This is a genomic window from Stenotrophomonas sp. 3diitr2024 (assembly GCF_042136455.1).
GTDB classification, from domain to species: Bacteria; Pseudomonadota; Gammaproteobacteria; order Xanthomonadales; family Xanthomonadaceae; genus Stenotrophomonas; species Stenotrophomonas sepilia.
The window spans coordinates 1-26,320 of record NZ_JBHHMJ010000397.1 but is presented as its reverse complement, the minus strand read 5'-3'; the positions used below and the strand labels follow the sequence as shown (position 1 = coordinate 26,320).

Here is a 26,320-nt window from a genome sequence, read left to right as displayed (position 1 = left end):
AAATGTCCCTGAACAACACGGAAATTCGATACTACGACAGCAACGTTCTGCGTTTGCCTGCCGACAAACGCAAGGAGTACCACGAGCAGGTAGACAGGCTCGTGACCGAACTCAGCAAGCGCCTGAAGGATCAGAGTGAGATCAAGATCACGAAGGTGGTCAAGGCTGGTTCGTTCGCGAAGTACACGATCTTACGCAAGACGTCAGAAGATCCGGTGGACGTCGACGTGGTGTTCTATATCTCCGGACGCAGCGTTGACAAGGAAACTCTCGCGAGCCTGAGTCAGCTGATCTACGACGCATTGATCAAGCTGTATCCGAACAAGGCCGTCGAAGACTTTGAAATCCAGCGCAAGGCCGCAACCGTGACCTTCGTTGGTTCGGGGCTGAGTGTGGACATCGTGCCGGTCATCGAAGACCCCGCGCGACCGGGCTACGGCTGGCAGTTCGACATTCACGACAACACCAAGGTTCAGACCTGCGCGCCTTGCCAGATCAAGTTCGTTCGCGATCGCAAGGATGTAGATGGCGACTTTCGAACCCTCGTTCGGCTTGCTAAGAAGTGGCGCAATCGAGTTGAGCTGAAGCCGCTGAAATCGTTCGCCATCGAGCTCATCATGGCGCATCTCCTGGCCAAGAATGGCAAGGACGGATCAATCGAGAAGCGCTTCCGCGATTTCCTGCTCTATATCGCGCAGTCAGGGCTCAAGGAGGTCATCACGTTCCCAGAGAACGGCAAGGTTTCTCCTGCGTTCGCCGATCCCGTGGTGATCCTCGATCCGGTTTGCAATACCAACAACGTGACCAGTCGCATCTCCGAAGACGAGCGCCTGGAAATCGCCGCGGCTGCCACGGAGGCTTGGGAGACAGCCAACTTTGCTTCGACCGAAGACGACATTGAGATCTGGAAGGAACTGTTTGGACCACGATTCAAAGTCAAGGAGGAAGCATGAGTCAAACCTATAGCGCCACTGAAACCTATTCCGTCGCCGATGTCGAAGTCGTCATGCGCCGCGTGACGGCGGATCTGGTGATGATTGCAAGCAGCTCTGGTGCCGTAACGGAGGACAAGGCGCGCGATTGGGGCCATGACATCGAAGCGCTGGCCAAGAATGGCTACTTGCGGATGGTTGACCTCACGCTGATGAGTAATGGAGTCGAGCAAAAGGCCACCCGCTTCGAGGTGAACACCGAGGCGGGCGACTTCACGATGAGCCGTCCTGGTGGGGTGCTGTGGCCGAAGGTGCCAAATCCCGACTTGCGAATTGTTCTGTACTACACCGCTGCGTACGACTCGGCGGCGAAAGAGAAGATGGGTGGCAAGCTGCGCATCGGTTGGGTGCCGACCAGTGCTGATACCAGCCACGCCACCCTGACATCCAGTGCTAGTCGTGATTACGCCAGCAATGGTTACGGCATGCAGCGAAGGGACTTCAGTTAATGAGCCAACAGAATATTTTCGACGGCAAGATTCCACTGCCGGACGTTCGCTTGGCGGCGCGTGAGAAGACGCTGCTGGGTTTCGACGCGCGCTATCAGAAAATTCACGATCAGTTGCGGCTCCTGCTCAACCTTGGCGAACTCGCGACATGGAGCAAGAAGCACCATCGTCAGAAGCTTGCAATCTGTGATTTGGTGGCCGAGCAGTATCCACTTGTGATCTTCCACGGGGATGTCGGTACCGGCAAGACAGCGACGGCCGAGTGCATCGCCAATCGCCTGGCGAAAGAATCACGCACCGAAGATTCCTTGTTGTTCAAGCTCAGCAACCGTGTGCGCGGCAGTGGCAAAGTCGGAGAAATGGGTACCTTGTTGACCCAAGCGTTCCATGAAGTCACGCAGTCGGCAGGCAAGACGCGTCGCGCTGTCCTTGTGATCGATGAAGGTGACTCACTTGCAGCGTCCCGCTCGCAAGAGCACAGCCACCATGAGGATAAGGTTGCGGTCAACACTTTGATCCAATGCGTAGATGACCTGCGGCATTTCGGGGGCAGGGTTGTCGTGTTCCTGTGCACAAATCGTCTGTCGGTGCTGGATGCCGCCCTGCAGCGCCGGGCCGCAGTCGTGGAAGAGTTCCAGCGCCCAAGTGACGAAGAGAGGCGCGCATTGTTCAAGATGGATCTGGACGGCCTCGCGCTTACCGAGCGCCAGATCGACGAACTCGTCGCGACCACCGGCGCGCACAGCAAACGCCCGGGGTGGACTTTCTCGGACATTCGAACCAGGCTTTATCCAGCCGCCATGGCGCAGGCGTTTCCCGACCATCCGCTGACCTTTAAACATCTCCACGACGCGGCAGCGGCACTGCGTCCATCACCTGTCATGGAGGACAAGTAATGGCGCGGTCATCTCTTTTTGGGCGTCGTATCCATATCACCGGCAGCATTGCGGCCGACGCCTCAGTGGCGACCACGGAGGAAGTAGCCCGTGCACGTGAGGTTGTGGAAGTGCTGGTCAAAGATCTGCTTCGCAAGGGGGCCAGCTTCGTTGTCCCGGTGGATGCCGAGAAGACGCGATCGGATGGCTTGCCCATCTGCTTCGACTGGCTGATCTGGGACACGATTCAAAAGAATCTGCACACACGTCCTGAGGGTGCTCCAAATCCATTGGTGGTCGCGGTCAAGCACCACAAGAACGAAGATCAGATTCCCGACCAGTTCGCCGGGGTCTGGGGTGCGCTGCGGGGTTCGGCACTGGTCCAGATCGAAAGCGCTGCGCACTGGAACATGAACAGCAAGCGGATGGAAGCGCAGGCGCGGCACGGCGACATCCTCATCGCACTTGGCGGTGGAGAAGGGGTGCTGTTCCTGGCCAATCTCTACCACGACGCCGGCAAGCCCGTGATCCCGTTAAACCTGAAGCTGGGACCAGCGAACGCCGGTGCGCTTCGGTTGTTTGAGTACGGCCTCACCGGCAGCAATGCGCAGCGCCTGTTTCAGACGGAAGGTGGCACGTCTGCGCATAGTTGGCTCAATCGCATCGAGATTCCTGCGAGGAAAGGTGTAGCAGATGGTGTGCGTGATCTGTTGGACTTGTTGGAGGCTCTGGTTCCGCCCAAGGCATTCGTCGTGCGGCTGCTGAATCCGACACACGCCGACTACAAAGATGTTCAGGAATTCTTCGACACTGTTGTGCAGCCGGTTATGGAGGGCGAGTTGGGGTACAAGCTGACGGTCGTTGACGGCAATCAAGCGTACGACCATGCCCGTATCGATCAGGAGATCTTCACGAAGCTGCATCGCAGTCGCGTCGTCCTTGCTGACATCACCGGCCTACGTCCCAATTGCTTTTTGGAGCTGGGCTATGCGCTGGGCCGAGGGCTGCCGACCATGGTGCTGGCGAAGGCTGGAACGGAACATCCTTTCGACATCTATTCGCTATCGGGGCACCACTGGAAGACAACTGGTAGTGCGGAGGACCGGCGTCGCGAATTTCGTACGCATTGGAATGCTATCAAGAGCCGTCCACCCCTCGTGCCCACGGAGCCCCTTATCCCATGAAAAGCAATCGCGAAGTCTTTTTGTCGGTCGACGTTGAAACGTCAGGGCCCATCCCGGGCGAGTTTAGTCTCCTCACGATTGGCGCCTGCGATGTCTTTGACCCGCAGCAGACGTTCTCATGCGAGCTGAAGCCGACCACGCGCAACGCCGATCCAAAAGCATTGGAAGTCACGGGCCTGTCTTTGGACAGACTGGAGCGCGATGGACTTGATCCTGCGGTGGGCATGCAGAAGTTCAGAGACTGGGTGATCAGCACCGCAGGACCTGATGCCACGCCGGTCTTTGTTGGATTCAATGCACCGTTCGACTGGTCTTTCGTAAACTACTACTTCCATCGCTACTTGGGCGAGAACCCCTTCGGGTTTGCCGCGCTTGACATCAAATCGATGTACATGGGAGCTGCGCGTAGCAGTTGGGCGCAAACGCGATCCAGTCAAATTGCTGCCGCGCTGAATCCTACGCTGAAGGGGGATCACGACGCTCTCCACGATGCACAGTATCAAGCCGAACTGTTTCGGCTGATTCAACAACGGAAGTAGCGCGTGCTCTCGCTTTCAAGCGCCCTGCGGTGGCTTCTGAAGAAGAAGTAGCGAAGTGCCATCTGGAGTCGTGAATCTGCCTATCTCACCGAACTCGCCTGAGCACCGTACGTAGCAGTGGCGGGGGAGGGCGCGGGCATGCCGTTGACGGATGCGCCTGTTGGTCAGCTTAGCCGTGAGGGAGCCACCCGAGTTCCCGTTCGATCGCTTGCCTGTAGAGCGTGTCTATCTGGGTCGGGGCTTGGCGGACATATCGCTCTGCAGGTGCGCGATTGGTGCCATCCAGAGCCCGTAGGAACGCTATGACTTCGGCTTCGCTGGGCATCACCTGCTGACCATTGAACTTGCAGGGTAGGTTTGTCCAGACGACGCCGGCTAGACCGATGGCCGATCCCCAGGTTGTGATCGTGTCGGCTTCCAGTCCATGCGTGTGGCCACTGGCACAATCGGCAAAGCCGATATCGGTTTCCCAGTTCTTAGGAATGCCTTCGCGTGCGGCCAGGCACCTTCGTGCGGCTGTGAGGTCAGGTACATCAAGCAAGATCCAGTAGGTCCTAACACGCGCGCTCTCGGGACAGACGACCAGCGTAATCTTGTCGCCTCGCTGATTCTTCTTCGCGCCTGACTCGCGCGCAAACTCGATCGGCAGTGAGGGCCCGTCGTTGTGCCAGCTTCCACGGCAGGGTAAGTCGCGGGGATCCCAGACGAGGGAACCCCATCCGAGGCAGGCAATCGCGTTGGCGGTTAAATCTGTCATGCTTTGATCTCTGTCTTATCGCGAAGCTTCAGTGGCCCGGTGTCGCCCGCCGTCGATGCAGGCTGGACGGAGCCGTGGCACCGATCCCGACATGATGCCTTGGGAACGGGTTCGTCTTTAGGTATCCTTCTACCTGATTGATGATGGCGCCGAAAACGTCGCTCCCTCAAGAATCGCTCCATCTCCCGCGCCAGCAAAAGATCTGCGCTTCTGACGGTAAAGGCGACGGTAAAGACCCATGTCGATCACAGCCAAGTCCTTTAACCATGCGGGTTTGGACGGCCTGTTGATGATGGAGTGGGAGTGAATTTAGGTCTTTCGAGGACTATCGCCAGCTATCGAAAAGCTGTCGCAACGCGTTGAATCTGGAATAAATTCGTTGCGGTGCTTGTCGGTGACTGTTGCTGACCAGCAGAGAAGGTTGGCGGTAGAGCTGACTGTAAAAATCGCGGCGAGATTAAGATACTCTCATTCACTACTCAGACTTTTACCGTCTTTGACGGTAAAAGTCTTCCCGGGAAAGCTTGTTTTATGGGGCTTTCCAGGCAACAGCAGGTCTCCAGATCCCTGGCGGGTGGGATCCGGTGGCCATTGGCACAATCTGCTGCGGCGAGTTGCGGCGAACTTGGTGCAGTTGCAAGCTCGATGGTGATGCCTCCGAGAATGGCTTCGGAAATGCAAGAGATGAAAAATTAAGCCACAGTGCGGAAGCTACGATGCCAGAAACGATCCTGACTGCAGCGACTCCAGCCGAACTTCAAATCAAACTTGGCCAACTTGATACAGCGGTGCCTCCGAGGTCAGAGGGGCGGCGTACTGACCACGTGGAACGCTATTGCGTCGTTCACTTACTTGCCACAATCCCGCCAGAACATCTTTCGTTTCCGCTGACCCTTGTCCATTCCGACAGGCCTGACTTCGTCCTGACCATGCCGGCGGACAACGTAGGAATCGAACATACTGAAGCAGTACCGGAGAACGTTGCACAGTCGATGTTCCTGCGAGAGAAAGGTCTCGGGTCTGCCATCTACTTCACTCCCCGAGCATTGCCGGGGGAGCCTCGGAAGACCTTTGGCGAACTTCGTGATGAGATCCTATCTCACGATCTCGACGACTCGGGTCAGGGCTGGGAAGGAGACTCGGCGGAACGCGAATGGGCTGCGGCAATGGCGTACTTTGTCAAAGAGAAGATGCGAAAGGCTGGCGCTCCTGGCTTCGTCCGGTATCCAGCGAATTGGCTCATGGTTTACGACAACTGGCCATTGCCGGCAATCGACGCTTCTCAGGCGGCCGGCTACCTAGCTCCGCTCCTGTGGGAGGCGGGCGCGTTTGCGATATTTGACGTTGTCTTTGTCCTTGATGACTCACGAATTTGGCAGTTTCCCGGCCCGCTGGTGTATTCGCTGGTCAAACCGATCTAGAGCAACCGATCAGCCGGCATCGGCCGCCCAGTCTGCTGTCCAGCGGTCACACGCGACATTCCTCGCGCGGGGCACGGGCCCTCTGCGGAGAGTTCTCGGAATGCGCCGCTGAAGAGGTCTTGCCAGCTCGTCTGAAGCTAGGGGCTGTACCCTTTGCCTCGACCTGCACGGACCAAGGATGCATGCAGGCTGACGATCTTCTCGGCACGCGCGTGCAAGCCCTCCACCGTACGGCAGAACTGCTCTGGCTTCTCAAACTCCCAATCGGCAGGAACGCTATTCCATCCAAGGTTGCGCGTTGGGAAGGTTTGCAGTCCTATCAGATGGAGGTAGCCGTCTACTTCGCTCCAAAGATCCTTTCTTATTGCCTCAAGCTCAGGTGAAATGAACTCCCACTCGGGAGTGTTGCCTTTGTCGCGAAAATCGCCCAGCGGGTTCAGCTTTGCTGTTTCGAAAGAGAATCCAGCCATGTTCGTCCGATCCAAAAATCCGATGACTCCATCTGAGTGGAGTAGTTTCGTTATTTCTCTCCACAGCGCTTGGTCATGCTTCCGCGTTGGATCATCGCCAGCCCTGAACTGAGGGTAATGCTTGAAAAATACGGATTCATCCTTGGCGAGATCCTGGCATAGGTCGTCCCAGAACAGAATGTCCACCTTGAACTTACCTTCGCGCCCACGCGATTGAGAAATGTCCCTCACATCCTTCTGAAGTGGCGCATCTCTGGGTGCCGTAGTTGCAATGTAGAGCCGATCCAGTTTGGGAACGAAACTCTCGGCCTTCTCAATCTCCGACTCAACAACGGTCAGCGTGATCCCCATGACTGTGTTCTTGCACTGCACGCCAATATGTCGATCGTCGTCGTCGTGCCCCCAGATGTCCACGCCGTCTTGCGCCTGCCCCTGTCGCCCGTGCCGGAAGAAATCCGTCGAGTTCCAGCGTAGTTTGGCAGCGGCGAGTGAGATGTCCTCAAGCTCATCCCAGGATTTGGGCGGAGGCACAATGGATGACGAAATAGTGGGCATACGGCGAAGTGGTTTGACCAACTTCCATTCTAGCAGTACCCGACTTCTCAGCGGCTTTGTCTAATACACCCGATCATCGGGGGCAGTGGGAAAGGTCCTGTGATGTTCTGCAGTGAAGCGTCCTTCAGCGGCTCTGGCCAGAGGCGAACGTAGGGCATTACGCAAGCCCGTTTCGGGTATCGATCTTTTCCCTGATTGCCTGTCGGCCCGGCGGCTAGTACCGATCTATCACATTTCAGAATGGTTGAAATTGGGATCGCAGAACTCTGGCTGTAGCCCTCGTGCTAAATGTGAGGTCAACCACGCTCCGCGCAGCTCGGGCAGGAGATGACCCGGCGCAACATGAACGTGCAGCCAACCCTGACCGCGCGGCCAGGCTTGCCGGTGCGGATCATAGTTGCTCGTGACCTGGTGCTGCGGCCCTATCAGCCGCTGATCCTTCAGCGAGGAGCGCTGCGATGAGCGCCGGCAAGAAACTGCGGCTCGGGCCGCTGCCCAGACCGGAATCCACGCGGCTGACCTTCGTCTGCCCCGGTACCCTGAAGGCCGACCTCGATCGGTACGCTGCGCTACATGCGCAGACCTACGGCGAGGCGGTCGACGCGGTGGCGCTTATTCCGCTGATGCTGGGGGCGTTCATGGCGAGGCTCAGGCGCCGGAATCTGCAGGCGTCCCTTCAGCGGTGAGGGATCATTGCGGCCGCTTCTAGGAATCTCCAACGCTGCTTGAAGGTGTCGTCTTTCTGGCCCCAGAGCGGAGAGCGACTAGAGCATGGCCTTGGTTTGGTGCCAATAGGTGGCGTGCCTGATTGTGGGGCTTAGTGCGTCGAGTTCCTCGGTCGTCAAAGATGCAGCAAACACACTAAGCCGGATCTTCGCATTCTCCCGCCGCATGTGAAACTCACGGCAAAAGGCGCGCAAGGCGCTCAATGCGTTAAGTGGTCATTCCCAGGGCTCGGAGCTCTCTTGCAGCTTGCCTAGTAGCAGTGGTGGGCCACACTAGTTTAATGGCTCCGCTATCCTGACATTGATGCCCTGGAGAAGAAAAAGCGCAGAAGCATTCCCGGGTAGCCCTAATTCGGGTCGCGCCGCTTTCGCTTCTCGTCAAGGCTATAGAGTGGCATTGATCCGATGAATTGATTGGGGTTCGCGATTCGCTTATCCCGCTCTTCGACACCGATCGCTAATGAGACATAAAGCAGCGCGGACCGCGCCATCTGCATGACTCGGATCGCCTTGGCCTCCAGCTCGTCGCTCCCGATCGCAATGCCCACCCCGCCGTTGTTCGCCGCACCAATCAGGAAGGGCTCGGCCCAGCCTTCGTTGACGCGAAGGTAGGCGTGTTCCAGTGCGTTGCGAATGCGATGAAGTTCCCGCGCGTCGGCTGCAGTGGTCTGCTTTAGCTGGTCATCGAACAGCTCTTTCGAGAGCCAGAACAAACCGCGCAACGGAGGGTTCGGGCGTTGTTCTAACTGGGGAAGCAAGACCTTCTTACCTTCAATCATCCAGACGCTCCTGAAGCTGATCTTGGTCGGATCCTTTTCCAGCTTCCAGTAGCAATCCACCAGAAAGGCGACCTTGTCGAGCATCGAATAGGCGATGCGGAAAGCTGTCCTCACTCGCTCGCTCGCCAACGAATACAACGGATAGTCGAGTGTGTCGGTGAGCGTGACCCCGCGATCGGAGAAATGAACCTGAGTGCTGCTTATTCCTTCGAACAGCATGAAGCGGGCGGAGACGTACTCCTGCTTCATCTGGCTGAAGAAACCAACGATGGGTGGTGGTAGGTGGCCATTGGGGCGCTCATCGTTCCCTTCGACGATGGCCGGCAGCATGAACTCGTCGGTAGCCGCTGCAAGGTAGGCTCCGAGGTCGTTCAGGGGGTTCAAAAAGAGGCGGTGCTCCAGGCACCAGTGGCGGTAGGCCCGTTCGATCTTCGAGCGACCCTCGCGGCCGTGGTCGAGGTTTTGCACCGCCCGGACCGCGTCAGTATCGACGGCAGCAGCGAGCTGTGCGGCATGGTTCGTGAAGTGGGCTCTTGCGCCTTCCAGGTCTGCAGACTCATAGAATGCGTCTTCGGCAACCGCGGAACGAAGGCTATCGAAGGCATGCAAAGCCAGGATCGCGCGCTCGCGATCGGGCGGCGTCATGCCGGCATAGTGTCGGAGCCCACTACCGCGGTTGCCTCGGGCCATCGCAAAGCTAGGGATGATCTTGAGAGCAGCATCCCAAACAGCGATCGCCTCGATCGTGCGACCGACCGTATTGAGGAGGTTGGCCTGGTTGGTGAGGATCTGGCATCGACGAACCTTGTCGAGGCTCGCGAAACCCGGATGATTCGCGGCACGCGACAGCGCAAGCAGTTCCTCTTGCCGCTCCGGCGCTTCCCAAGACCAAGACCGCCGGACGTTGGCGATGCTCGACATTGCGGCCCACGCATTGGCCCGGAAATACTCGATCACCGCGCCATCGGAGTCCGTGAGGTCGCGTTGGGACAACATGTCGAGAAGAGTCAGCGCACGTCTGATGCCACGTTCGAACGAAGCCTCAAAGCTTGCATCGATCAGCAGGGCAATATGTTCCAGTGCCTCGGCATCACTCATTCTCGTGATACTGCGTTCGCACTGTTTTTTCAGATATTCGAGGTCAGGGGTAGTCATCGTTTCGTACAGTGAGGGCCGGCGGACCAGGCGGTGCCAAGGCTATGGCTGCCTTAGGGCACCTGCTGGCAGGTGCAGGTCATAGGCGTTGCGGCGGAGCGGCATGGTCGTGACGAGGCGGATTGGTCGCTGCATGTCGTTTCAGCGGCTAAGGGTAACGTGGCTTTGCTTGGAGCCGCAGTTCCAGAAGTCCAAAGCTGCTCCGCGTACGGGCAACGTATGTCGGCGACCGATTCTGAATGGAGTGGTCCCTTTGGGTACTGGCGGCCGCTGTTTAGATGGCTCCCAAAAGCGACGCGGCAAAGCCCCCAACCGGCTGCGCGCATCGCGCTGGCCGCCCTCAACGGCGAGAGCGCCTTGATAGGGTGAAGGAAACAGCAGGACCGCCCACACCCGCCCACCGCACGGACTCTGCTTTCGGGCAAGCGGAGCGCGCGGAACCGAGAGGGCCGCAGGCGTCAGGGGGCAACGCCGAATGGCACCGACTCGGAGCGAGGCGCGGGACGCAGCCCGCGAACCCGTCGGCGCAGCGCCGGGACGTCTGGTCGTCACGACCGCCTATTAAGTGTCTGCGATTGGAGGGGAGGGGATGGCAATACTGTTCTGGCCGGGGCAACACGCGGGGCTCTTCCACACCGGATGAATGGCAAGCCGTGAACGCGCGCGGTAATGAATGTCGGCATTGCGCGCTCGCTGGCGAAGCCGGTCCAGATCCGGTAACGGGGCCGAGCAGCTCTCACTGGCCGGAAGCCCGTAGGTGGTGGTCCATTGTCGTAGCTTCCGTTCATTGAGAGGGCGCCCCGTATAGGGGTGGCAATCGGCTGCTCCGCGTTCGCTCCTCGACACCGTTGACGCCTTGGAAGCCCTGTCGTAACACTGAGCCAATGACGCGCTGTCGCCAGCGTTCCGTACTGTGATTAACCAGGAGGGGGGATGAATTCGACTTCACGGGATTCAGGTCGAGGCCAAGCCTTTGCAAAGGGGATTAGGGCACATGCGCTAGGAGGAGTGTTATGGGGTCTGTTCGGCATCAGCGCGCTGCTGATGTTCAAAGCTAGCGAAGAGCCACTGATAGGTCCGTTGCAGGATACTTGGGTCGAGACTGCCTTGACATTGTTTCCTGATTGGAAATCAGATCATATTCAACGTGGCGGTCGGGGTTCTCGTCAGTCAGGCGATGTATGTGCTCGTGGTTTGGCTGCCAGGACATGCAAATCGAAAACGGGTCCGAAAGAACCTTCAGCACCACTACGCTTTGTTTAAAGAGCAGTGCATTTATCAATTGCTATTCGCGAGCGAAGGGGGCGCTGATTCGGAGGTGGTTGAAAATCTTGCCGACATCAGGAAATTTCGCGACTACTTCAATGCCGCCGCGCCATCCGGTGGAGAGAAGTGGTACGGCGTCATGAATGGTTTGGAGGCACAATATGTCAGCGCCATCGTCGTAGAGCTGGGAATCCTGGCTGAGGAACTGAAATACACCCTCGCTGCGGTCGATGTTGACGATGAAGAAGTCTATGCTTTTCTCAAGAGATTGAACCGGGCGATTGTAGTCCTTCGAGATGGCTCGGAAAACTCGGACATCAAGTACCTGGCCAACTTCCTTTGGGAATTGTTTGCCGGTTGGTCCATGGTCACTGGCTACCAGGATAGGGATTTTGTGTTGGATCGGCTCGAGAGGATATGAATCGATCTTTCGCTGCGGAGAGTCCGTTAGATGGCGTTTACTCCCGCCTTCACTCGCGATGGGGGCCTCCATGCGGCGACCGGCTCCTTCGCCATGATTGCGGCAGCTGGTTAACCGGGCTGGGTCGTTGTCGGTGTTTCCTCTCATAAATCCATATGGAGGCGAATCGTGAGTGAATGGTCGGAAATGCCACAGGAACTGATTGCAGTTGCCTGCAGTCGTTGCTTCAAGAACCGCGGGCTGATACTCGACGCCATGCAATACGGCAGGGTGGAGGTAGGAGCATGTCCCAATTGCGGCCGGCAGGATGGCATCAAACTGGGCAGAGCGCCCCTGGCATACTTGGCCGAACGCTTCTTTGTCGACGGATCCTTCCACAAGTGTGAATTTGGCGGAGCTCCTGCCATCCAGTTGAACGAACATCAGAAGACCAGTATCGAGGTTGATGCTGTGCTGATGGATGACATTGGAGTTTTCGAGCGAGTTTTGGGAGTGGGGTTCTTTGATTACGGGCCTCGGCTATGGATGATCGGCGAGGTTCAGCCACTGAAAGCTCTCTTGGATGAAGGGAAGCGTGCAGCCGTCATTGAGCGGATCCTCGCCGAGTACCCAGCAAGGACGGTCGGGATGGGTGAGACCTTCTATCGGGTGCGGAAGAGTCCGGGGTTAGTGACCAATCCCCTTGAATACGACACCCCGCCCCCGAACGTCCCACAGGATGGACGACTGAGTTCAGGCGAGCTGCCCGTCATGTACGCCTCTCCTTTGATCGACCTGTGCGTGCACGAGTGCCGTTACACGATCGAGGACGATTTGTTCGTCGCCTCCCTTAATCCACGGCGGGAACTGCGCCTCCTCGATCTAACGGTGGTTCTGGACGAGGAGGTGACAGAGTTCGATAGCCTCGACATGGCGGTCCATATGCTGTTCCTTGGAGGCAGGGAAGCCTACGGCACAGCGCGGGTGATAGCGCGCGCGGCCAGGGACAACGGCTTCGATGGACTGGTGTACCCCTCCTACTTCAGTAGCCACTACCACGGTGAACGACCGTTTCAGACCGTCTACGGAATCACCCGGCGCCGTTTCGGTGGCGCCAAGGCTCATGAGCAGTCATTGAGCGTTCCTAATCTGGCGCTATTTGGCTATCCCATCGCAGAGGGAATGGTGGAGGTCGACAGCATCAATCGGCTGGTGATCAACCGCGTGGCCTATGAATTTCATCATGGACCGGCAATCGCCTAGTCTCAATTGGAGAGTGACGGGCACAATGATCTATTGGGCCTTGGAGCAAGTTGGCCGGGCAATTAGAGACCAATGACGTGAGACGATTTGACCAGAAGGAATTCCGTGCCATCGCTTGGGCTGCCAAGCCGGACAAAGCCGCTTGGCTGCTGGATGCCGAGGGCGCCATTGAGTTCCTGAAGAGCAACGCGACTTGCGAGGAACTGGTGATCTACGCCAGCGCCGGCGCGGTGCTGATCCATGGGGTCTTGGCCCCGACGGCGCAGGTTACTCCGGCAGATCAGACCGACCTGCTCGGCGCGCACGTGATGTCAGACGACAGTTGGTGCATACAGAAGTCATGGGGTGGAGGGCAGGGACATAGGATCTACCTCGAACCGCCACTGACGCATCCGGGATGCAAGTCGCTGGTCGGAGGCGAGAAGCTGATCTTCCGCCGCTCGTTCACAGGTGTGGATACCGGCCCAGCACCTATCGAACTGAGCCAGAAGCTGGTGCACAGCTTAGAACTATACTGGGTGCCCGAGCGTAGCGCTTACTCGCGCCTCGATAGCAAGGGAGATATTGAAGACGTAATCAGGGTGATCTGGCTCAAAGCCCCCGAATCGGAAACCGGCGCGGTCGTTGTGACGATCCTGATCAAGGAACTGGCGACCTACATGGCGTTGTCGGACCTGTCGCTGGTCATCAAGTTCGATTTCACTCGATTCGAGCCCGATAACTTCGCTGGATGGGCGCAGGATCGCCAATCGAGCCGCAAGCTGGGCCCCGATCTGTTTTACAACGCCGGCCGCTCGACAAATGCGAGCTATGCCAACGGTTGCATGATCCTGAGAGCGGCCGTCACTGTGGATGAATTGATTCAGCAGTGGAAAGAGGAAGAGGACCCGACGAGGAAGCAGTATGCGACGTTCAAGATCCAGGACTGGAAGAATCAGCGCAGTGTCGAGACCTCCTGCGCGCCAGAGTTCTTGTCCAACTACTTCACTCAGTCCGATAAGCCCTATGAAATCTCACCCGTCTTCTTCCGATCCGATGTACTGGCTCGTTTCAAGAACGATCCGGAGAAGTACGACTTGACCGACCGGACCATCAGCTGTCGCAACGCTTGGTACCTCAAAACGTACGACATCAACGAAGCAGGCCAAGTGCACACTTATATCGGCTATCTGGCTGACTTGCCTTACGAAGAGCAATTGTACTGGCAGTCCTTCAACGAGTGGCCCAAGGCGCCAATTTCCAAGCGGGCGTTCGAAAACGATTTCCAAGGCCAGTTCAGTAGTGAATACGACCCGCTGCAGATGATCAAGTATAAGATCCGGCAACTCGACGAGGCGCCGCCACCGTGGTGGAAGCCGCGCGGAAGCGACCTTTTGGATGCGGCTCGGTATCCCGCGACCGACTCGGTATCGGAGTGGGGAGATGAGATCCTCGCGCTAGACCAGCTTCTGGTGGAGGGCTTCCTGCAAAGGCCGCTGCAGAAGCTTGCTGCCGAAGCTGGACGCATGATCGACAAACAATGGCAATCCCTGCGACTGTTGCAGGACTATCTGGAAGCCCAAGGCTGTAACGCAGAGGAGGCGAAGGTGGTGATGGAGCCTCTTGTCCGGTTGCACAAGCTGCGTAGCGTTCTGAAGGGCCATGGGGCGCCATCCGAGCGCACGGCCGCGTCCAAACAGGCGCGTACTGAACATGGCACGTTGCGTGCGCACTTCACAGCGCTGGCAGGGGAATGCGATGCAACCTTCATAAGGATCCTCACCACCTTCGGTGTCGCGATCAAGCTCGATTGACTACCAGGCCGCTGGATCGGTACGGTGCCTGCCTTTGGGCGAAGTCAGGCGATAATGTCCCGGTCAACCGACCGGCCAGTCGCTCGGGAGTTGGCGCCTGCAAAGGATCAGTATGTTGTGTGCGCACACGGTCAGCGGAGTTGAGGGCTGGGCCTATGTTTGCGCGAGCTGTCGTTGCATAATAGTTCCGAAGTGCGAGTTTTTGTATCTGCTTTGGTCTAGTGGTGTAGGAAGTAATTGATTTCTTGAGCCTGTGGGCGTCCTGCTTCGGGATGTCCTCCTCTTACCTAAGGGATTGCAAGGAGTGTCTTGTGCCAAGAATTACGCTCACAGATCTTATTGAGGTGGTGACGAAGGCGGGAAGCCCAAAGGCAACTAAAGTCAGCCAGCTAAAGAACAGGCAGGCATATGACCCGGCTACTGATTTCTATAAGGCTCTCCGGGAGGGGTTGGTTTCGATACATAAGAAGCATGGCGTAAAAGCGGATTTGTCTGGGTTGACGAAGATGCTCTTGGATCCAAAGAAGTTGGCAAACTATCCACCCATGGTTGCGGGGTATAAGAAATGGTGGGGGCAAAAGAAGCTTGATTGGTTTTTGCCTCCCAGTGAAATATACAGCCATTCGGGGATTGACGTGGCCGTAAGTCCAGAGCTTGGTTTAAGGATCAACGGCGATCCACACGTCATAAAGCTCTACTTGAAGACCGATGCTCTGACTAAAACAAAGGCAGATCTCATTGTTACGCTTATGAATCATGTTCTAGGCCCGGTTCAGCCTGCGGGTGTAAGCTTCAGTGTTCTTGATGTCCGAAATAGTAAGTTGTTTACCTATTCGGCAACGGGGAAGAACTTCAAGCCGATGGTGGATGCGGAGCTTTCATATGTCGCCTCTCTGTGGCCCCACGTCTAAATCCTATGCTAGGGTGCGAACAGTATTTGATAAGGTTTAGGCTTCTGCTTGATGTGGTTTGGATCAAAGTCACTCCGGCCTAACCTCCCGACAAGCCCACTCAACCAGCCCGCGGCAAGCCAGGAACAACCCATCCACAACCCCCTCATCCAGATGCCGTTCCGGGTCCGCTGCCACCCGGCAGCGGTCTGCCGCGTGCAGCACCTCCAACACCGTCAGCGCTCCCACCATCGCGCGCTCGCTCCTGGCCAGACTCACGCGGCGGCCTGGCGAGACATCGGTTTCTGGCCAGGGATGCCCATCTGCACCCTCGCACCCCCGCATGCGCTTGAGGATGCCGAGTAGGTAGTTCAGGTCGGGCAGGGAAGCGTCGTCGTTAATGGGCTCAACAACGGTATAAGCGGAGAGGATGTCGGATTCGTTCATGGCGTCGGTTTCCTTGGCTGTGCTTAACAGCGTCACCGCGTGAGCGGGTGGCGGACGGTGCGGGTTGCAAACCGGGACGCAGAGAAGTGACCGGCGGGCCCGAAGGCCCCCACGCACCGTCCGCCATATAGGCCGACGGATTGCCAGCCGGCACCGCCTCAAGGACGGTGCCGACTGGCAAGCGTTTTCACTCTACGTCTCGGGTTTGCACGCCCGGCCACCCGTTGTCGGTGGCGCGTCATGGTGTCTACACCGCCGCTGCGAACGCCAATAGAAGATGGCGAACAGGAAGCGGAATTCGAGAGCGAGGAACTATTGTGGCACGCACCGTTCGTGCAGCACGCGACACCGCCAGACGTATTCGCGCAGCTGCTCTGTTGATTGTGATTCGGAATGACGCAATCGCCTGCGCTACAAGCGAGTAGCGCGACGGCCTTCTTTGCAACAGTTCTTAGTTCGCCTCAGCAGGCAACAGCGCAAAATCAGCCGCACGCCCCGAAAACCGGTTCAAACGCGACACCGCCAGCAAGCCTCGCAGCCTCAACCACCGCCATCCCCAACCACCGCCGCATTCCCCACCAGCAACTCAATCATCGCCCGCGCCGCCGCCGACTGCCGCCGATGCGGCGCATAGATCACCGAGAACGGCCGCGACCGCCCACGCAGCTGCGGCAGCACTTCCACCAGCTGCCCACGCTGCAACCGCTCTTGCACGATGAACGCATAGCTCTGGCAGATGCCGATGCCCTGTTCGGCCAGCGACACCACGCCCAGTACATCGTCGGAGGTCTCGATGGACGAGCGCGGCAGCCAGTCCACGTCGCGCCCGTCGTCGCGGAAGATCCACGGGGCCAGCCGCCCGGTGCGCGGCATCACGAAGGGCAGGCACAGGTGCTGCTGCAGGTCGTCCAGCGTCTGCGGCGTGCCACGGCGTTGCAGGTAGTCCGGTGCGGCCACCAGCAGCAGCGGGGCATCCTCCAGCTTTCGCCCCACGAGCCCGCTGTCCGGCAGCTGGCCCAGGCGGATGGCCAGGTCGAAGCCTTCGGCCACCAGGTCCACGTTGCGGTTGGTGATGTTCAGTTCCACCTGCACCTGCGGATACTGCTGCGCAAACCGCGCCAGCACGGGCGGCAGCCGGTAGTGGCCATAGGTGGTGGGCACGCTCAGGCGCACGCGGCCGGCCAGCGCACCGTCCTGGGCCAGTACGTCGCGCTCGGCGTCGTCCAGCAGCCCGAAGGCGGTGCGCACCTGTTCCAGATAGAGCCGCCCGGCGTCGGTCAGGCCCACGCGGCGGGTGGTCCGCTGCAGCAGCTGCCGGCCCAGTCGCGCTTCCAGACGGGTGACCGCGCGGCTTAGCACCGACGGCGTGGTGGACAGCGCCACCGCGCCGGCCGTGAACGAGCCGTGCTCGACCACCGCCAGGAACACCTCCACATCGCCCAGGTAGTCGAACTTGCGGCTCATTTGGCTCTCCGGGGAACAGATGTTTTGCGATGGGGCTAATTTATCGCCGCTGGGGCGATGAATAAAGTGGCCGCCATTCCCCGATAGGAGCTCTCCATGAACCTGAAGATCCGGCTGGCCGCAGCGCTGGCCCTGACCCTGGCTGCCAGCGGCGCGCATGCCGCCAACGTGCTGGTGGTGCTGTCCGACGAAAACCACCTGGACCTGAAGGACGGCAAGGTGCTGTCCACCGGCTTCTATCTCAACGAGCTGATGCAGCCGGTCAAGCTGCTGCTGGACGCGGGCCACCAGGTGACCTTCGCCACGCCGCAGGGGCGGGCGCCGACGGTGGATGCGTCCTCGGTGACGCCGGCGTACTTCGGCAACGACGCCGCGCAGCTGACGCTGCACAAGGATCTGCTGGAGAAACTGGCGCTGACCTCGCCGACCGCCTCGCCGGTGGTCAGCCTGGCGCGCGTGGAGCAGCAGGGCTACGCGCGGTTCGATGCGGTCTACATTCCCGGTGGCCACGCGCCGATGCAGGACCTGCTGAAGAGCCCGGCACTGGGTCGGCTGCTGGCCGACTTCCACCAGCGCAACAAGACCACCGCGCTGGTCTGCCACGGGCCGATCGCGCTGCTGTCCACGCTGCCGGATGCGGGTGGTTTCGTGGCAAAGCTGGAGGCGGGTGCGACGCCGGCCACGCCGAAGTGGATCTACAGCGGCTACCAGATGACGGTGATCAGCAACCAGGAAGAAGAGCAGGCCAAGCCGTTGCTGGGTGGCGGTGAGATGAAGTTCTACCCGCAGACGGCGTTGCAGCGGGCGGGGGCGACGTTCAGTAGCAACACCACGCCGTGGACCGGGCATGTGGTGGTGGACCGCGAGCTGATTACCGGGCAGAACCCGGCGTCGGCGTTGGAGGTGGGGCAGCGGTTGGTGGAGCGGTTGAAGTAGGGCGGGGCTGGGCAGCAGGTTGCCAGCCCTGGGCCGAGGGGCCAGCGCCTCGGCCTGTCTATGGAAGTGCCAACGTGGTCGGAAGAGAGGGCATCAGCCCTTCGCGAGCGCTGCCCCTGACAGATCTTCAATCTGGGACAGCGCGTGACGCGTCGCGGTCCAATCGCCGGCGTGCCGGATCGCTACGCCTCCGGCCGCTGTCCAGGCATCACAGTTCGTTTCGAAATCGTCGATCAGAACATCGCCTGGCTGGTGCATGAAAAGAGGCTTGTGCCTGCCGCCGAGCACAGGCAACACCAGGCAGGTTGCTGACAGGTGTTCGCGTACCCACTGCCGCTTCTGCATGGCAGCGAGTGGATAGTTCGATTTCGGGCAGGCCGTGAGAATCACCGGGTTCAAGTGGTGGATGCTGTGGAAGAACTCCACTGCACCGTGCATCGGCGGAAGGTCGCGGAAGAATGACGGGTGGCCGTTGATGTGCCCCCACATTTCATCGTCGGCAAGCACACGATGGTCCAGGCCAAACAGGGCGGGAAATGCCGCGTCGAAGTCGGCCATTACGCCATCAAGATCTACATAGATGGTGCGTCTGGATGCACTCGATCCACCGGTGTGCTGGTTCGCGAGCGGGTCCATCATCGGTATTGACTTCGCATCATCAGCGTTCATTTACGCGCTCTCCTTTCAAGAGTGGGCTTTCTTCTTCATCGGTTCCCCAGTAGCGGGGCAAAGTGTTTGGCGATTGCGACAGACGTGGCAGCAATCGCGATGCCGACTGCGCCGGCACGGCTGAAGGGGCCGGCGACCCACGGATGCCGTAATCGGCATGCTGGAAATACGGCTTATGTCGCGGCGCTTCTTCAAAGGCCTGCCCGGGTGGCTGACCTGGCCCTTGGGCAAGGTGCACGGCCCGCAGCTGCTGGCTCATTCCGCCAACCAAGGAGCAATCTGGCGCGCTGGTGGTTGGATAATCCCCAAGCGCTACGGACAGGCCGAACGGGGATATACCTGTTGCGCTCGTTCCAGACTGATCCAGGAACGTCACTGAACATGGATGTCCAGGCGCACTCAATATATCACGCCGACCAGCGCCAGCGGCTTGAACCCGCTCGATCTCCAGCAGTTTGATTGGGCATGGCAAGCCCGGCATGGCACCATGACGGGCTGGCCTCGTCCCTTCGGGCGGGGCCGTTTTCCCAGGGAAGCCCTCGAACACGACATGCGAACGTCCTTCTTCATTCTCTCCGCCCTGTGCCTTGGCTTGCTGTCCGGCTGTGCCAGTGGCCCGGAGGAGCACGCTTCTAGCCGCGAGATCACCAGTGCGTTCGTCGCCGACGACGGCCAGCTGTACCTGTTGCCGCGCTATGACGAGCCGATGCGCTTCAATGCCGCGCCGTTCCGCGAGTACCGTGCGCTGATGGACAGCCCGCTGCGCGAGGCGGTGGTCTGCGCGCAGATGTACTTCCATGAAGACTGGCGCGACCCGGCCAACAAGGCCAAGGTGCACGGCAGCTATGCGCTGCTGCTGCGGCCGGAGCAGGTGACGGCGGAGCAGGCCGCGCAGTTCAAGCTGGAGCGGATTGAGGTCCCCTCGCGTGAGGCCAAGGCCGTGGAGGAGCGGGCACGCTACTACCTGCCGATGGACCGGACCCGCTACGCGCTGGCGTTTGACCGGGCCTGCAATCTTTCAAGGAAGGGCGGCAGCTATTACAGCGCGCTGTTCGAGGGCGACGGCGAGAGGGTGAAGTTGCCCGATGCTGCGGCGCTGGCGGAGAAGGGAAAGCTGGCACAGCCGATCAATGCACGGGCGCAGCGGATCCTGCCGGAGCGGGAGGACAAGCCGGGCGTGGGTTCGGCGGCGGGCAAGGTGCTGGGGGCGGCGTTGATCCCTGTGGCGGTTCCGGTGTTTGTGTTGAGCCTGCCGTTCCTGGGGCCGGATCATTGGAAGTGATGGGGCGCTGAGGGAGAGCATCCACGCATGGCGTGGATCTACTTGGGCATCGCCTGAACGTTCATCCTGGAGATCTGTGTGCCCAGCACGCTGGAAACTGTTTTGAAGACCGTAGGTTTCATTATCCTCGCGGCCCTTCCGTTGGTGATCCTCTGGTTCACCCTTTGGCGAATGTCAGCAACTGCTCGCTCGTACGTGAAATCGGGGCTGCCTTTGCATGCCCCGCGCCGGATTTCCGGCAGGTCCATGACCTTGGTGATGGTGGATGGAAAAGAGGATCGGGAGCACTACTTCTTTGATGCGGCGTCCTTTTACCTGCGGCGGGGCCCGGTGCCCACGGCGGTTCCGCTCTCGCAGATCACCTCAGTCACACGAACGTCTGACAGGATCTACGGGCGCTATGTCTGGCAGGTGTGCTTCAGCAAAGCATCGGGCAGAAAGTGCGTGACGTTCACCAACAACCTGACGCTGTTCAATCGGGATTTCCTGCTGTTCCTTGAGGCGGTGCGGAAGGCCAACCCGCTCGCGACCGTTGATCGAGCGAGCGTTCTCTTCTAGAGCGTGTTGAAGTTCGGTATGAACAGTGTCACTGCAATGGCATCACAGCGCGCAGCCCATGTTCGACCGATGTGATCGATGAGAGATGGGCGTTTGTTGCGCGGTATCTGATGCCGAAGCATTCTCATGCGTGGCAGTGCAAGTATGATCTGCGATGAACACGCAAAGCCCGTAACATGGAACGAGGTCCGCTCGTTTCTGCGCGCGATGCGAAGCGTGGGCCTTGTCACCTGTGACGAAGACGCATTTGAGACAATTGTCGAGACGATTTACGTTTATGGCATGCGGTCAATCTCTGCGGAGTAGTTCCTGATGATGTGCCGATCGACGCTGGATGTATCCCTGATTCACGCCTACGCGCTTCCTCTCGGCATATGCGTGGCAGCAGCCGTGGTTCTGATCACAATATGGTTTGCATCCCGCTCTGGCGGGGTGCCAGCCAGGAATATTGCGCTCGGCTCGGCGCTGGCCGTTGTTGTCGTAGTTGCCTTTGGCCTCGTATATCAAGCGCGAACAGCGTACATCGCCGTTACAGATGGCCAGCTGATTGGGTCAGCAGCGTTTGTCCGACTGCAGCTCCCGCTTTCCAGTGTCTCGTGGCAGGACGCTTCCGATGCTTCAAGGATCACGCTGCCTCACCGGCAACTTGGGACCAGCACAGGGGGCGTTGAACTTGGCAAGTTCCGCATGCAGAACGGTCGCAACGTCTTCGTGCTGCGCACGGACCGTAGCTCTGTTCTCGTCACAACCAGAGGGGATACTGACTTGATTCTGGACCGACGTCTTCATGAACAGCTCAAAGCATGCTTGGATCAGGTACGTGAGACCGGCGGCCATCGAGGAAGATTGCAATGATCAGCAGGAAGTACTGGTTTACCAGGAAAAAGTACGGATGGGGTTGGGGGATGCCGTGCGCGTGGCAGGGCTGGCTGGTGTACGCAGTCGCATTCGGCCTGCTGCTGGCGGGTCCGTTTCTGTTCTCTCCATTTCGCGAGCCCATCGCGTTTCAGCTCTACACGTGGGCCGTAGTGTTGGTCCTTGTCCTCATCTGCTGGATGAAAGGCGCCCCCCCCGGTTGGCGGTGGGGGGAGTAGAACGGCTGCAGAAGCTATTTTCGGACCTGTTCGATTTCGATCCGCCGGGCAAAGCATGGATGCATTGCCCTATGTGGGAGTCGGACAGTATCGCTAGCAGGCCACGACTGCGCCCCCTCTGAGGTGTACCGTTTTGAATGAACGCTGGACACTTCCCTCCGCGGGTACCCAACGCGTTCTAACCGTTGATTGACCAAGGTAGCGTCGCTTAAAGGGGCGCGCCGGTGAAGCTACACTGGCCACCTACGCCCAATGGAAGCTCACCCATGTTCAGTGGAAAGGTTGCGGTGGTCACCGGCTCCACCAGCGGTATCGGTCTTGGCATCGCCACGGCGCTGGCGCGGCAAGGTGCCGATATCGTGCTGAATGGCTTCGGCGATGCGGCGGAGATCGAACGCATCCGTACCCGCCTGGAAGCTGAGTTCGGCGTGCGGGTGGTGCACGATGGCGCGGACCTTTCCCGGGGCGAGGCGGTGCGCGCGATGATCGACCGCGTCGTGACGACGATGGGCCGCATCGACATCCTGGTGAATAATGCTGGTATCCAGTACACCGCGTCGATCGAGGAATTCCCGGTCGACAAGTGGGATGCGATCCTGGCGCTGAACCTGTCGGCGGTGTTCCATGCAACGGCGGCGGCGTTGCCGCACATGAAGCAGCAGGGCGCCGGTCGCATCATCAACATCGCGTCGGTACACGGCCTGGTGGGCTCGGTGAACAAGTCGGCCTATGTGGCGGCCAAGCATGGCGTGGTGGGCTTCACCAAGGTAACCGCGCTGGAGAATGCGGGCACCGGCATCACCGCCAATGCCATCTGCCCGGGCTGGGTGCGGACGGCGCTGGTCGAGCGGCAGATCACCGCGCTTGCAGAGAACGACGGCACGGATCAGGAGACCGCCGCGCGTGCGCTGCTGGCTGAAAAGCAGCCGTCGCTGCAGTTCGTGACGCCCGAGCAACTGGGCGAGATGGTGGTGTTCCTGGCTTCGGACGCGGCGGCACAGATCACCGGCACGGCGCTGCCGGTGGATGGGGGCTGGACGGCGCGCTAGCTGGCCGATACGGGAAGACGTGCCAGCAGGGCATCCCAATCGGCGACAAAGCAGCCGTCGCGGCCGCGGTTGCACTCGGTGATCCATGCATCCAGCGACGCGCTTTGTGCGCGGTAGGCGCTGACTTCGCCCAGTACGGCGAAGCGCAAGCGGTAGTTCACCAGCATCTGCAGCCATTGCCCGGCCATGCCGGAGCGCAGCTCGAAGAAGTCCGCCGAAAGGCGTTGCACCGGCACGGCGATCCACTCGGCCTGGTGCCCGAGGGCATCGCCGACCAGGTCGCGCAGGGCGGTGGCATCGAGCGTCGGGCCCTGCGGGCCGACGCGCAGGATGCGGGTGGTGCCGATGTGTTCCAAGTGTGGGTGCATGGCATTCTGAAGTCCGTATCGTCCTTCCAGTATGGCCATGGCAGAAGGCGACGGCGAGCGGGTGCAGCATGAATCTGGCGAACGAACGCGCTAGGCTGCGCCCGGCGCCTGCGCGACGCGGGTTCACTGCAATGGGGACGGGCATGGCAGGGTGGAAGAGTCGTTCGTTGTTGAGCGCGGTGCTGGTGTGTTCGGGCCTGCCGGCTGCAGCCGCCGACCTATGCGCGGTCAGTGCCTACGGTGATGGGCAGGGCAACATCGTGGTGCTGGGCGCACCCGCTGCGGCACCGGCCACGGGGCAGCGTTATCTGATGCTGGACGGGCGACGTGGCGCCACCGGCGATGCCAACGCACCGGTGAGCTGCAGCGGCGATGTGGTCAGCGTTAGCTCGCCTGCGGGGGCCACGCAGCGCTGGCAGCGACTGTCCACCCGCGATACCGATGCAACTTTCACCAGTGCCGGAACCAAGCTGGTCGGGCAGTTGATCGAACCCGCCGGTCCGGCCGATCCCAAGCGGCCGCTGGTGGTGCTGGTCCATGGCTCGGAACGCACGATGGCGGTGGCGGCGATCTACCAACGCATGCTGGTGGCGCAGGGAATCTCGGTGTTCGCCTACCAGAAGCGTGGCACCGGCGATTCGGAAGGCGAGTACACGCAGAACTTCGAGCTGCTCGCTGACGACGCAGCGGCGGCGCTGGCGAAGGCGCGGGAACTGGCCAAAGGCCGCTTCGGCCGTGCCGGCTACTTCGGTGGCAGCCAGGGCGGTTGGATCGCGCCGCTGGCGGCCACGCGTTCGCAGGCGGATTTCGTGGCGATCGGTTTCGGGCTGGTGGTCTCGCCCATCGAGGAGGACCGCGAGCAGTTGTTCGACGAGGCGCACCGCCTGCAACTGGATCCGGCGGCCATGAAGCAGGTCGGCCAGCTGTCGGACGCCACGGCGCAGCTGATGCGCGCGCATTTCAGTGAAGGTTTCGAGGCGCTGGCGAAGGTGCGTGCGCAGGTGGGTGCCGCGCCGTGGGCAAAGACCATCAGTGGCGAATTCAGCGGCGACATGCTGCGCATGAGTGACGCCGACCTGCGCCGGATCGGCCGCGCGCGCTTCGACAACCTGGAGCTGATCTGGGACTACGACGCCGAGGCCGCGCTGCAGCGACTGAAGGTGCCGTTGCTGTGGGTGCTGGCCGAACAGGACCGGGCCGCACCGATTGCGGCCACGCGTACCATCCTGGGTCGCCTGCGCGGGTCAGGGCAGCCGATCGAGACCTACCTGTTCCCGGATACCGATCACGGCATGGTCGAGTTCCGCACCGATGCCGAGGGCAACCGCGTGTCGACGCGGATCACCGACGGCTATCTGCGCCTGCTGGCGGATTGGATCAAGCAGGATGTGCACGGACAATACGGGCGCGCGCGCACAGTGAGCGATTGAGCGGATGGTGGCGCAGGCGGCGGATGGCGCTCCGCCGCCGATAGCGGCACGACTCAGCTCGGCTTCGCAAACACATCCAATCCCTTGCCGGTCTCCAGCAGCGACTTCAGGCTCGACAGCACGATCGGCCAGCCCTGGCGGATGCCGGTATCCATGCCGCTGCCGGGTTCCAGTTCCTCATGGGTAACCGTCAGCCGCACCATGTCCTGGTAGGGCACGATCTCGAAGGTGACCCGGCTGTAGGCGTCCGGGTTGTCGGCCTGCGAGGCGGCGGCCCAGGTGATGACCAGCCGCGAGGGCGGGTTGCTTTCTACCACTTCGCCGACCAGTTCGACCGAGCGCGTTTCGTTGGCGCGCACGTGCTGCCAGCGCGAGCCGGGTTTCCAGTCCGAGACGTTCTCGTGGCCCCAGTAGCGACTGGCGATCTCGGGGCGGGTGATGGCCTCGAACACCTTCTGTGGGGTGGAGGCGATATAGATCACGTGGATGAAGCGGGTCGATTCAACGGACATCGTCATTCTCCTTCCAGCTCTCGTTTCAGGTCATGCAGCAGGCTCAGGCGCTGCTGCTCGAACTTGCGTACCCAGCGCTCATAGACTTCGTGCAGCGGTACCGGGTTGATGAAGTGCAGCTTCTCGCGGCCACGGCGCACGGTGCTGATCAAATTGGCGTCTTCCAGCAGGCCAAGGTGCTGGGTGACCGATTGCCGGGCCATGTCCAGGTGCTCGCACAGCTGGCCCAGCGTCTGGCCGTTGTCTTCGCAGAGCAGGTCCAGCAGCGTCCGGCGCGTGGGGTCGGCCAAGGCCTTGAACACCTTGTCTGCATTCATGCGGGGCGTCTTCAGTTCCAGTTGTCGATCCTGACGTCGTGGGGGTTGGGCTGGCCCTTGCCGGTCTCCAGCAGTGCCTTCAGGCTCATCAGGAACACCGCCCACTTGGTACTGCAGTGGGACGTGAACTCGACACGCTCCTTCCAGCCTTCGTGGGTGAACAGGACGATGCAGTAGTCGCCTTCCTGCTTCAGCACGAAACGCGCATGCGTGCCGATCCATTCGGCAGGGCCGACGAGGAACTTCCAGAGCACCAGCTCGCCGGGAATGAGCTGTTCGAGCTGCATTTCCATGGCGCCGATTTCCTGGTCGTTGTTCGTGAAGCGCACCCTGACCGTGCCGCCGGTATCGCGGTCGCCATGGGTGTCTTCGGCCCACCAGGCGGCGACGCCTTCAGGGGTGGCCAGTGCTTGATACACTTGGCTTGCGGGGGCCTTGATGCCGACCCGGTGTGCGACAGCAGCCATTCGATGGCCGCTTCATCGATGGCCAGGCCACGTCGCAGTGCACGCTCGCGCAGCACCGCAGCACGACCTTCCTCATCCAGCGGCTGCACGCCGAAGTTGTTCACGCCCGAGCCGAAGAACACCGGGGTCTGCTTGCCGGCGCGGTAAGCGTCCAGATCGAACGGATGGCTGGCGCCCTGCACCAGTTCCAGTTCCTCGCGCAGGTCGGCCAGCA

At 60.1% G+C, this 26,320-nt stretch carries 26 protein-coding genes and 2 pseudogenes; 17 read left to right on the top strand and 11 right to left on the bottom strand.

The window, feature by feature from the left end:
• Positions 1–2: 2 nt before the first annotated feature.
• The 5 genes from ABGA94_RS09920 to ABGA94_RS09900 are packed head-to-tail and all read left to right on the top strand — an operon-like array spanning position 3 to position 4,039.
• Positions 3–953, top strand: coding sequence for a CBASS oligonucleotide cyclase (locus ABGA94_RS09920; protein WP_375367169.1), 951 nt, complete (start codon positions 3–5; stop codon positions 951–953).
• Positions 950–1,441: a hypothetical protein gene (locus ABGA94_RS09915; protein ID WP_011657209.1), complete on the top strand. Its 492-nt coding sequence runs from the start codon at positions 950–952 to the stop codon at positions 1,439–1,441. Before ABGA94_RS09920 ends, ABGA94_RS09915 begins: the two co-directional genes overlap by 4 nt.
• Entirely contained in the window at positions 1,441–2,337 is an 897-nt protein-coding gene (locus tag ABGA94_RS09910) for an AAA family ATPase (protein WP_375367167.1), read from the top strand. Before ABGA94_RS09915 ends, ABGA94_RS09910 begins: the two co-directional genes overlap by 1 nt.
• A complete protein-coding gene (locus tag ABGA94_RS09905; RefSeq protein ID WP_375367166.1) occupies positions 2,337–3,500 on the top strand; it encodes a hypothetical protein in 1,164 nt (387 codons plus the stop codon). Before ABGA94_RS09910 ends, ABGA94_RS09905 begins: the two co-directional genes overlap by 1 nt.
• Positions 3,497–4,039 carry a 3'-5' exonuclease gene (locus ABGA94_RS09900; RefSeq protein ID WP_226466858.1) on the top strand — a complete coding sequence of 181 codons (543 nt, stop codon included), beginning with the start codon at positions 3,497–3,499 and terminating at the stop codon, positions 4,037–4,039. Before ABGA94_RS09905 ends, ABGA94_RS09900 begins: the two co-directional genes overlap by 4 nt.
• Positions 4,040–4,208: 169 nt before the next feature.
• On the opposite strand, the gene ABGA94_RS09895 is transcribed toward ABGA94_RS09900, so the two are convergent.
• Positions 4,209–4,796 carry a hypothetical protein gene (locus tag ABGA94_RS09895; RefSeq protein WP_375367165.1) on the bottom strand — a complete coding sequence of 196 codons (588 nt, stop codon included), beginning with the start codon at positions 4,794–4,796 and terminating at the stop codon, positions 4,209–4,211.
• Between the two features lie 584 nt (positions 4,797–5,380).
• Here ABGA94_RS09895 and ABGA94_RS09890 point away from each other — a divergent pair.
• A complete protein-coding gene (locus ABGA94_RS09890) occupies positions 5,381–6,217 on the top strand; it encodes a hypothetical protein (protein ID WP_188248237.1) in 837 nt (278 codons plus the stop codon).
• 137 nt (positions 6,218–6,354) lie between these two features.
• On the opposite strand, the gene ABGA94_RS09885 is transcribed toward ABGA94_RS09890, so the two are convergent.
• A complete protein-coding gene (locus tag ABGA94_RS09885; RefSeq protein ID WP_198422786.1) occupies positions 6,355–7,263 on the bottom strand; it encodes a hypothetical protein in 909 nt (302 codons plus the stop codon).
• A gap of 291 nt (positions 7,264–7,554) precedes the next feature.
• On the opposite strand from ABGA94_RS09885, the pseudogene ABGA94_RS09880 reads away from it, so the two are divergent.
• Together ABGA94_RS09880 and ABGA94_RS09875 are read left to right on the top strand one after the other, a co-directional pair.
• Positions 7,555–7,704 (top strand): annotated as a pseudogene (locus ABGA94_RS09880) (conjugal transfer protein TrbI); the annotation flags it as partial.
• Positions 7,701–7,928: a DUF2274 domain-containing protein gene (locus ABGA94_RS09875; protein WP_188248236.1), complete on the top strand. Its 228-nt coding sequence runs from the start codon at positions 7,701–7,703 to the stop codon at positions 7,926–7,928. The pseudogene ABGA94_RS09880 and the gene ABGA94_RS09875, both read left to right, overlap by 4 nt.
• Positions 7,929–8,314: 386 nt before the next feature.
• Here the strand turns inward: ABGA94_RS09875 and ABGA94_RS09870 are convergent, their stop codons facing one another.
• On the bottom strand, positions 8,315–9,901 hold the full coding sequence (locus ABGA94_RS09870) for an LA2681 family HEPN domain-containing protein (RefSeq protein ID WP_375367163.1): 1,587 nt from the start codon (positions 9,899–9,901) through the stop codon (positions 8,315–8,317).
• A gap of 1,147 nt (positions 9,902–11,048) precedes the next feature.
• Between ABGA94_RS09870 and ABGA94_RS09865 the strand changes: the two genes are divergently transcribed.
• The 4 genes from ABGA94_RS09865 to ABGA94_RS09850 all read left to right on the top strand — a co-directional run bounded on the left by ABGA94_RS09865 (position 11,049) and on the right by ABGA94_RS09850 (position 15,534).
• Positions 11,049–11,588: a hypothetical protein gene (locus ABGA94_RS09865; RefSeq protein ID WP_375367161.1), complete on the top strand. Its 540-nt coding sequence runs from the start codon at positions 11,049–11,051 to the stop codon at positions 11,586–11,588.
• A 168-nt stretch (positions 11,589–11,756) separates the two neighbouring features.
• Entirely contained in the window at positions 11,757–12,830 is a 1,074-nt protein-coding gene (locus tag ABGA94_RS09860) for an RES domain-containing protein (RefSeq protein WP_188248234.1), read from the top strand.
• A gap of 77 nt (positions 12,831–12,907) precedes the next feature.
• Entirely contained in the window at positions 12,908–14,623 is a 1,716-nt protein-coding gene (locus ABGA94_RS09855; RefSeq protein ID WP_188248233.1) for a hypothetical protein, read from the top strand.
• A gap of 272 nt (positions 14,624–14,895) precedes the next feature.
• Positions 14,896–15,534: a hypothetical protein gene (locus tag ABGA94_RS09850; RefSeq protein ID WP_194430749.1), complete on the top strand. Its 639-nt coding sequence runs from the start codon at positions 14,896–14,898 to the stop codon at positions 15,532–15,534.
• 69 nt (positions 15,535–15,603) lie between these two features.
• On the opposite strand, the gene ABGA94_RS09845 is transcribed toward ABGA94_RS09850, so the two are convergent.
• The gene (locus ABGA94_RS09845; protein WP_188248231.1) at positions 15,604–15,960 is read right to left on the bottom strand and encodes a hypothetical protein; all 357 of its coding nucleotides are present in this window, start codon (positions 15,958–15,960) and stop codon (positions 15,604–15,606) included.
• 540 nt (positions 15,961–16,500) lie between these two features.
• Positions 16,501–17,424: a LysR family transcriptional regulator gene (locus ABGA94_RS09840; RefSeq protein WP_375367159.1), complete on the bottom strand. Its 924-nt coding sequence runs from the start codon at positions 17,422–17,424 to the stop codon at positions 16,501–16,503.
• 96 nt (positions 17,425–17,520) lie between these two features.
• Here ABGA94_RS09840 and ABGA94_RS09835 point away from each other — a divergent pair, with 96 nt between their 5' ends.
• A complete protein-coding gene (locus tag ABGA94_RS09835) occupies positions 17,521–18,360 on the top strand; it encodes a type 1 glutamine amidotransferase domain-containing protein (protein ID WP_375367157.1) in 840 nt (279 codons plus the stop codon).
• 93 nt (positions 18,361–18,453) lie between these two features.
• On the opposite strand, the gene ABGA94_RS09830 is transcribed toward ABGA94_RS09835, so the two are convergent.
• Positions 18,454–19,029 (bottom strand): hypothetical protein, encoded by a 576-nt coding sequence (locus ABGA94_RS09830; protein WP_329916087.1) that lies wholly within the window; start codon positions 19,027–19,029, stop codon positions 18,454–18,456.
• Between the two features lie 550 nt (positions 19,030–19,579).
• Here ABGA94_RS09830 and ABGA94_RS09825 point away from each other — a divergent pair.
• From ABGA94_RS09825 to ABGA94_RS09815, 3 genes are all read left to right on the top strand, one after another.
• Complete coding sequence (locus ABGA94_RS09825) at positions 19,580–20,311, top strand: hypothetical protein (RefSeq protein WP_005416260.1); 732 nt, start codon at positions 19,580–19,582, stop codon at positions 20,309–20,311.
• A gap of 78 nt (positions 20,312–20,389) precedes the next feature.
• Positions 20,390–20,869 carry a hypothetical protein gene (locus tag ABGA94_RS09820; RefSeq protein WP_231109030.1) on the top strand — a complete coding sequence of 160 codons (480 nt, stop codon included), beginning with the start codon at positions 20,390–20,392 and terminating at the stop codon, positions 20,867–20,869.
• Between the two features lie 1,360 nt (positions 20,870–22,229).
• The gene (locus tag ABGA94_RS09815) at positions 22,230–23,012 is read left to right on the top strand and encodes a 3-hydroxybutyrate dehydrogenase (RefSeq protein ID WP_005416264.1); all 783 of its coding nucleotides are present in this window, start codon (positions 22,230–22,232) and stop codon (positions 23,010–23,012) included.
• Here the strand turns inward: ABGA94_RS09815 and ABGA94_RS09810 are convergent.
• On the bottom strand, positions 23,009–23,380 hold the full coding sequence (locus tag ABGA94_RS09810; RefSeq protein ID WP_065185152.1) for a DUF4180 domain-containing protein: 372 nt from the start codon (positions 23,378–23,380) through the stop codon (positions 23,009–23,011). The two genes, ABGA94_RS09815 and ABGA94_RS09810, sit on opposite strands and share 4 nt — an antisense overlap.
• A gap of 143 nt (positions 23,381–23,523) precedes the next feature.
• Between ABGA94_RS09810 and ABGA94_RS09805 the strand changes: the two genes are divergently transcribed.
• Positions 23,524–24,810 (top strand): S9 family peptidase, encoded by a 1,287-nt coding sequence (locus tag ABGA94_RS09805; protein WP_111129065.1) that lies wholly within the window; start codon positions 23,524–23,526, stop codon positions 24,808–24,810.
• A gap of 53 nt (positions 24,811–24,863) precedes the next feature.
• Here ABGA94_RS09805 and ABGA94_RS09800 read toward each other — a convergent pair whose 3' ends face one another.
• The 4 genes and pseudogenes from ABGA94_RS09800 to ABGA94_RS09785 form a co-directional block, all read right to left on the bottom strand.
• Positions 24,864–25,322: an SRPBCC family protein gene (locus tag ABGA94_RS09800; protein WP_111129064.1), complete on the bottom strand. Its 459-nt coding sequence runs from the start codon at positions 25,320–25,322 to the stop codon at positions 24,864–24,866.
• Positions 25,323–25,324: 2 nt separating this feature from the next.
• Complete coding sequence (locus ABGA94_RS09795) at positions 25,325–25,639, bottom strand: helix-turn-helix transcriptional regulator (protein WP_005416268.1); 315 nt, start codon at positions 25,637–25,639, stop codon at positions 25,325–25,327.
• Between the two features lie 11 nt (positions 25,640–25,650).
• Positions 25,651–26,106 (bottom strand): SRPBCC domain-containing protein, encoded by a 456-nt coding sequence (locus ABGA94_RS09790; RefSeq protein WP_375367153.1) that lies wholly within the window; start codon positions 26,104–26,106, stop codon positions 25,651–25,653.
• Positions 26,085–26,195 (bottom strand): annotated as a pseudogene (locus ABGA94_RS09785) (DnaA regulatory inactivator Hda); the annotation flags it as partial. The gene ABGA94_RS09790 and the pseudogene ABGA94_RS09785, both read right to left, overlap by 22 nt.
• Between the last annotated feature and the right edge of the window lie 125 nt (positions 26,196–26,320).

Coding starts and splice junctions, on each gene's coding strand:
- ABGA94_RS09910 (WP_375367167.1), top strand. CDS start 1,441: ATGAGCCAACAGAATATTTTCGACGGCAAGATTCCACTGCCGGACGTT.
- ABGA94_RS09900 (WP_226466858.1), top strand. CDS start 3,497: ATGAAAAGCAATCGCGAAGTCTTTTTGTCGGTCGACGTTGAAACGTCA.
- ABGA94_RS09815 (WP_005416264.1), top strand. CDS start 22,230: ATGTTCAGTGGAAAGGTTGCGGTGGTCACCGGCTCCACCAGCGGTATC.
- ABGA94_RS09905 (WP_375367166.1), top strand. CDS start 2,337: ATGGCGCGGTCATCTCTTTTTGGGCGTCGTATCCATATCACCGGCAGC.
- ABGA94_RS09840 (WP_375367159.1), bottom strand. CDS start 17,424: ATGAGCCGCAAGTTCGACTACCTGGGCGATGTGGAGGTGTTCCTGGCG.
- ABGA94_RS09870 (WP_375367163.1), bottom strand. CDS start 9,901: ATGACTACCCCTGACCTCGAATATCTGAAAAAACAGTGCGAACGCAGT.
- ABGA94_RS09810 (WP_065185152.1), bottom strand. CDS start 23,380: ATGCACCCACACTTGGAACACATCGGCACCACCCGCATCCTGCGCGTC.
- ABGA94_RS09850 (WP_194430749.1), top strand. CDS start 14,896: ATGTCCTCCTCTTACCTAAGGGATTGCAAGGAGTGTCTTGTGCCAAGA.
- ABGA94_RS09895 (WP_375367165.1), bottom strand. CDS start 4,796: ATGACAGATTTAACCGCCAACGCGATTGCCTGCCTCGGATGGGGTTCC.
- ABGA94_RS09825 (WP_005416260.1), top strand. CDS start 19,580: ATGCGAACGTCCTTCTTCATTCTCTCCGCCCTGTGCCTTGGCTTGCTG.
- ABGA94_RS09845 (WP_188248231.1), bottom strand. CDS start 15,960: ATGAACGAATCCGACATCCTCTCCGCTTATACCGTTGTTGAGCCCATT.
- ABGA94_RS09920 (WP_375367169.1), top strand. CDS start 3: ATGTCCCTGAACAACACGGAAATTCGATACTACGACAGCAACGTTCTG.
- ABGA94_RS09835 (WP_375367157.1), top strand. CDS start 17,521: ATGAACCTGAAGATCCGGCTGGCCGCAGCGCTGGCCCTGACCCTGGCT.
- ABGA94_RS09800 (WP_111129064.1), bottom strand. CDS start 25,322: ATGTCCGTTGAATCGACCCGCTTCATCCACGTGATCTATATCGCCTCC.
- ABGA94_RS09875 (WP_188248236.1), top strand. CDS start 7,701: ATGAGCGCCGGCAAGAAACTGCGGCTCGGGCCGCTGCCCAGACCGGAA.
- ABGA94_RS09795 (WP_005416268.1), bottom strand. CDS start 25,639: ATGAATGCAGACAAGGTGTTCAAGGCCTTGGCCGACCCCACGCGCCGG.
- ABGA94_RS09790 (WP_375367153.1), bottom strand. CDS start 26,106: ATGGCTGCTGTCGCACACCGGGTCGGCATCAAGGCCCCCGCAAGCCAA.
- ABGA94_RS09805 (WP_111129065.1), top strand. CDS start 23,524: ATGGCAGGGTGGAAGAGTCGTTCGTTGTTGAGCGCGGTGCTGGTGTGT.
- ABGA94_RS09830 (WP_329916087.1), bottom strand. CDS start 19,029: ATGAACGCTGATGATGCGAAGTCAATACCGATGATGGACCCGCTCGCG.
- ABGA94_RS09915 (WP_011657209.1), top strand. CDS start 950: ATGAGTCAAACCTATAGCGCCACTGAAACCTATTCCGTCGCCGATGTC.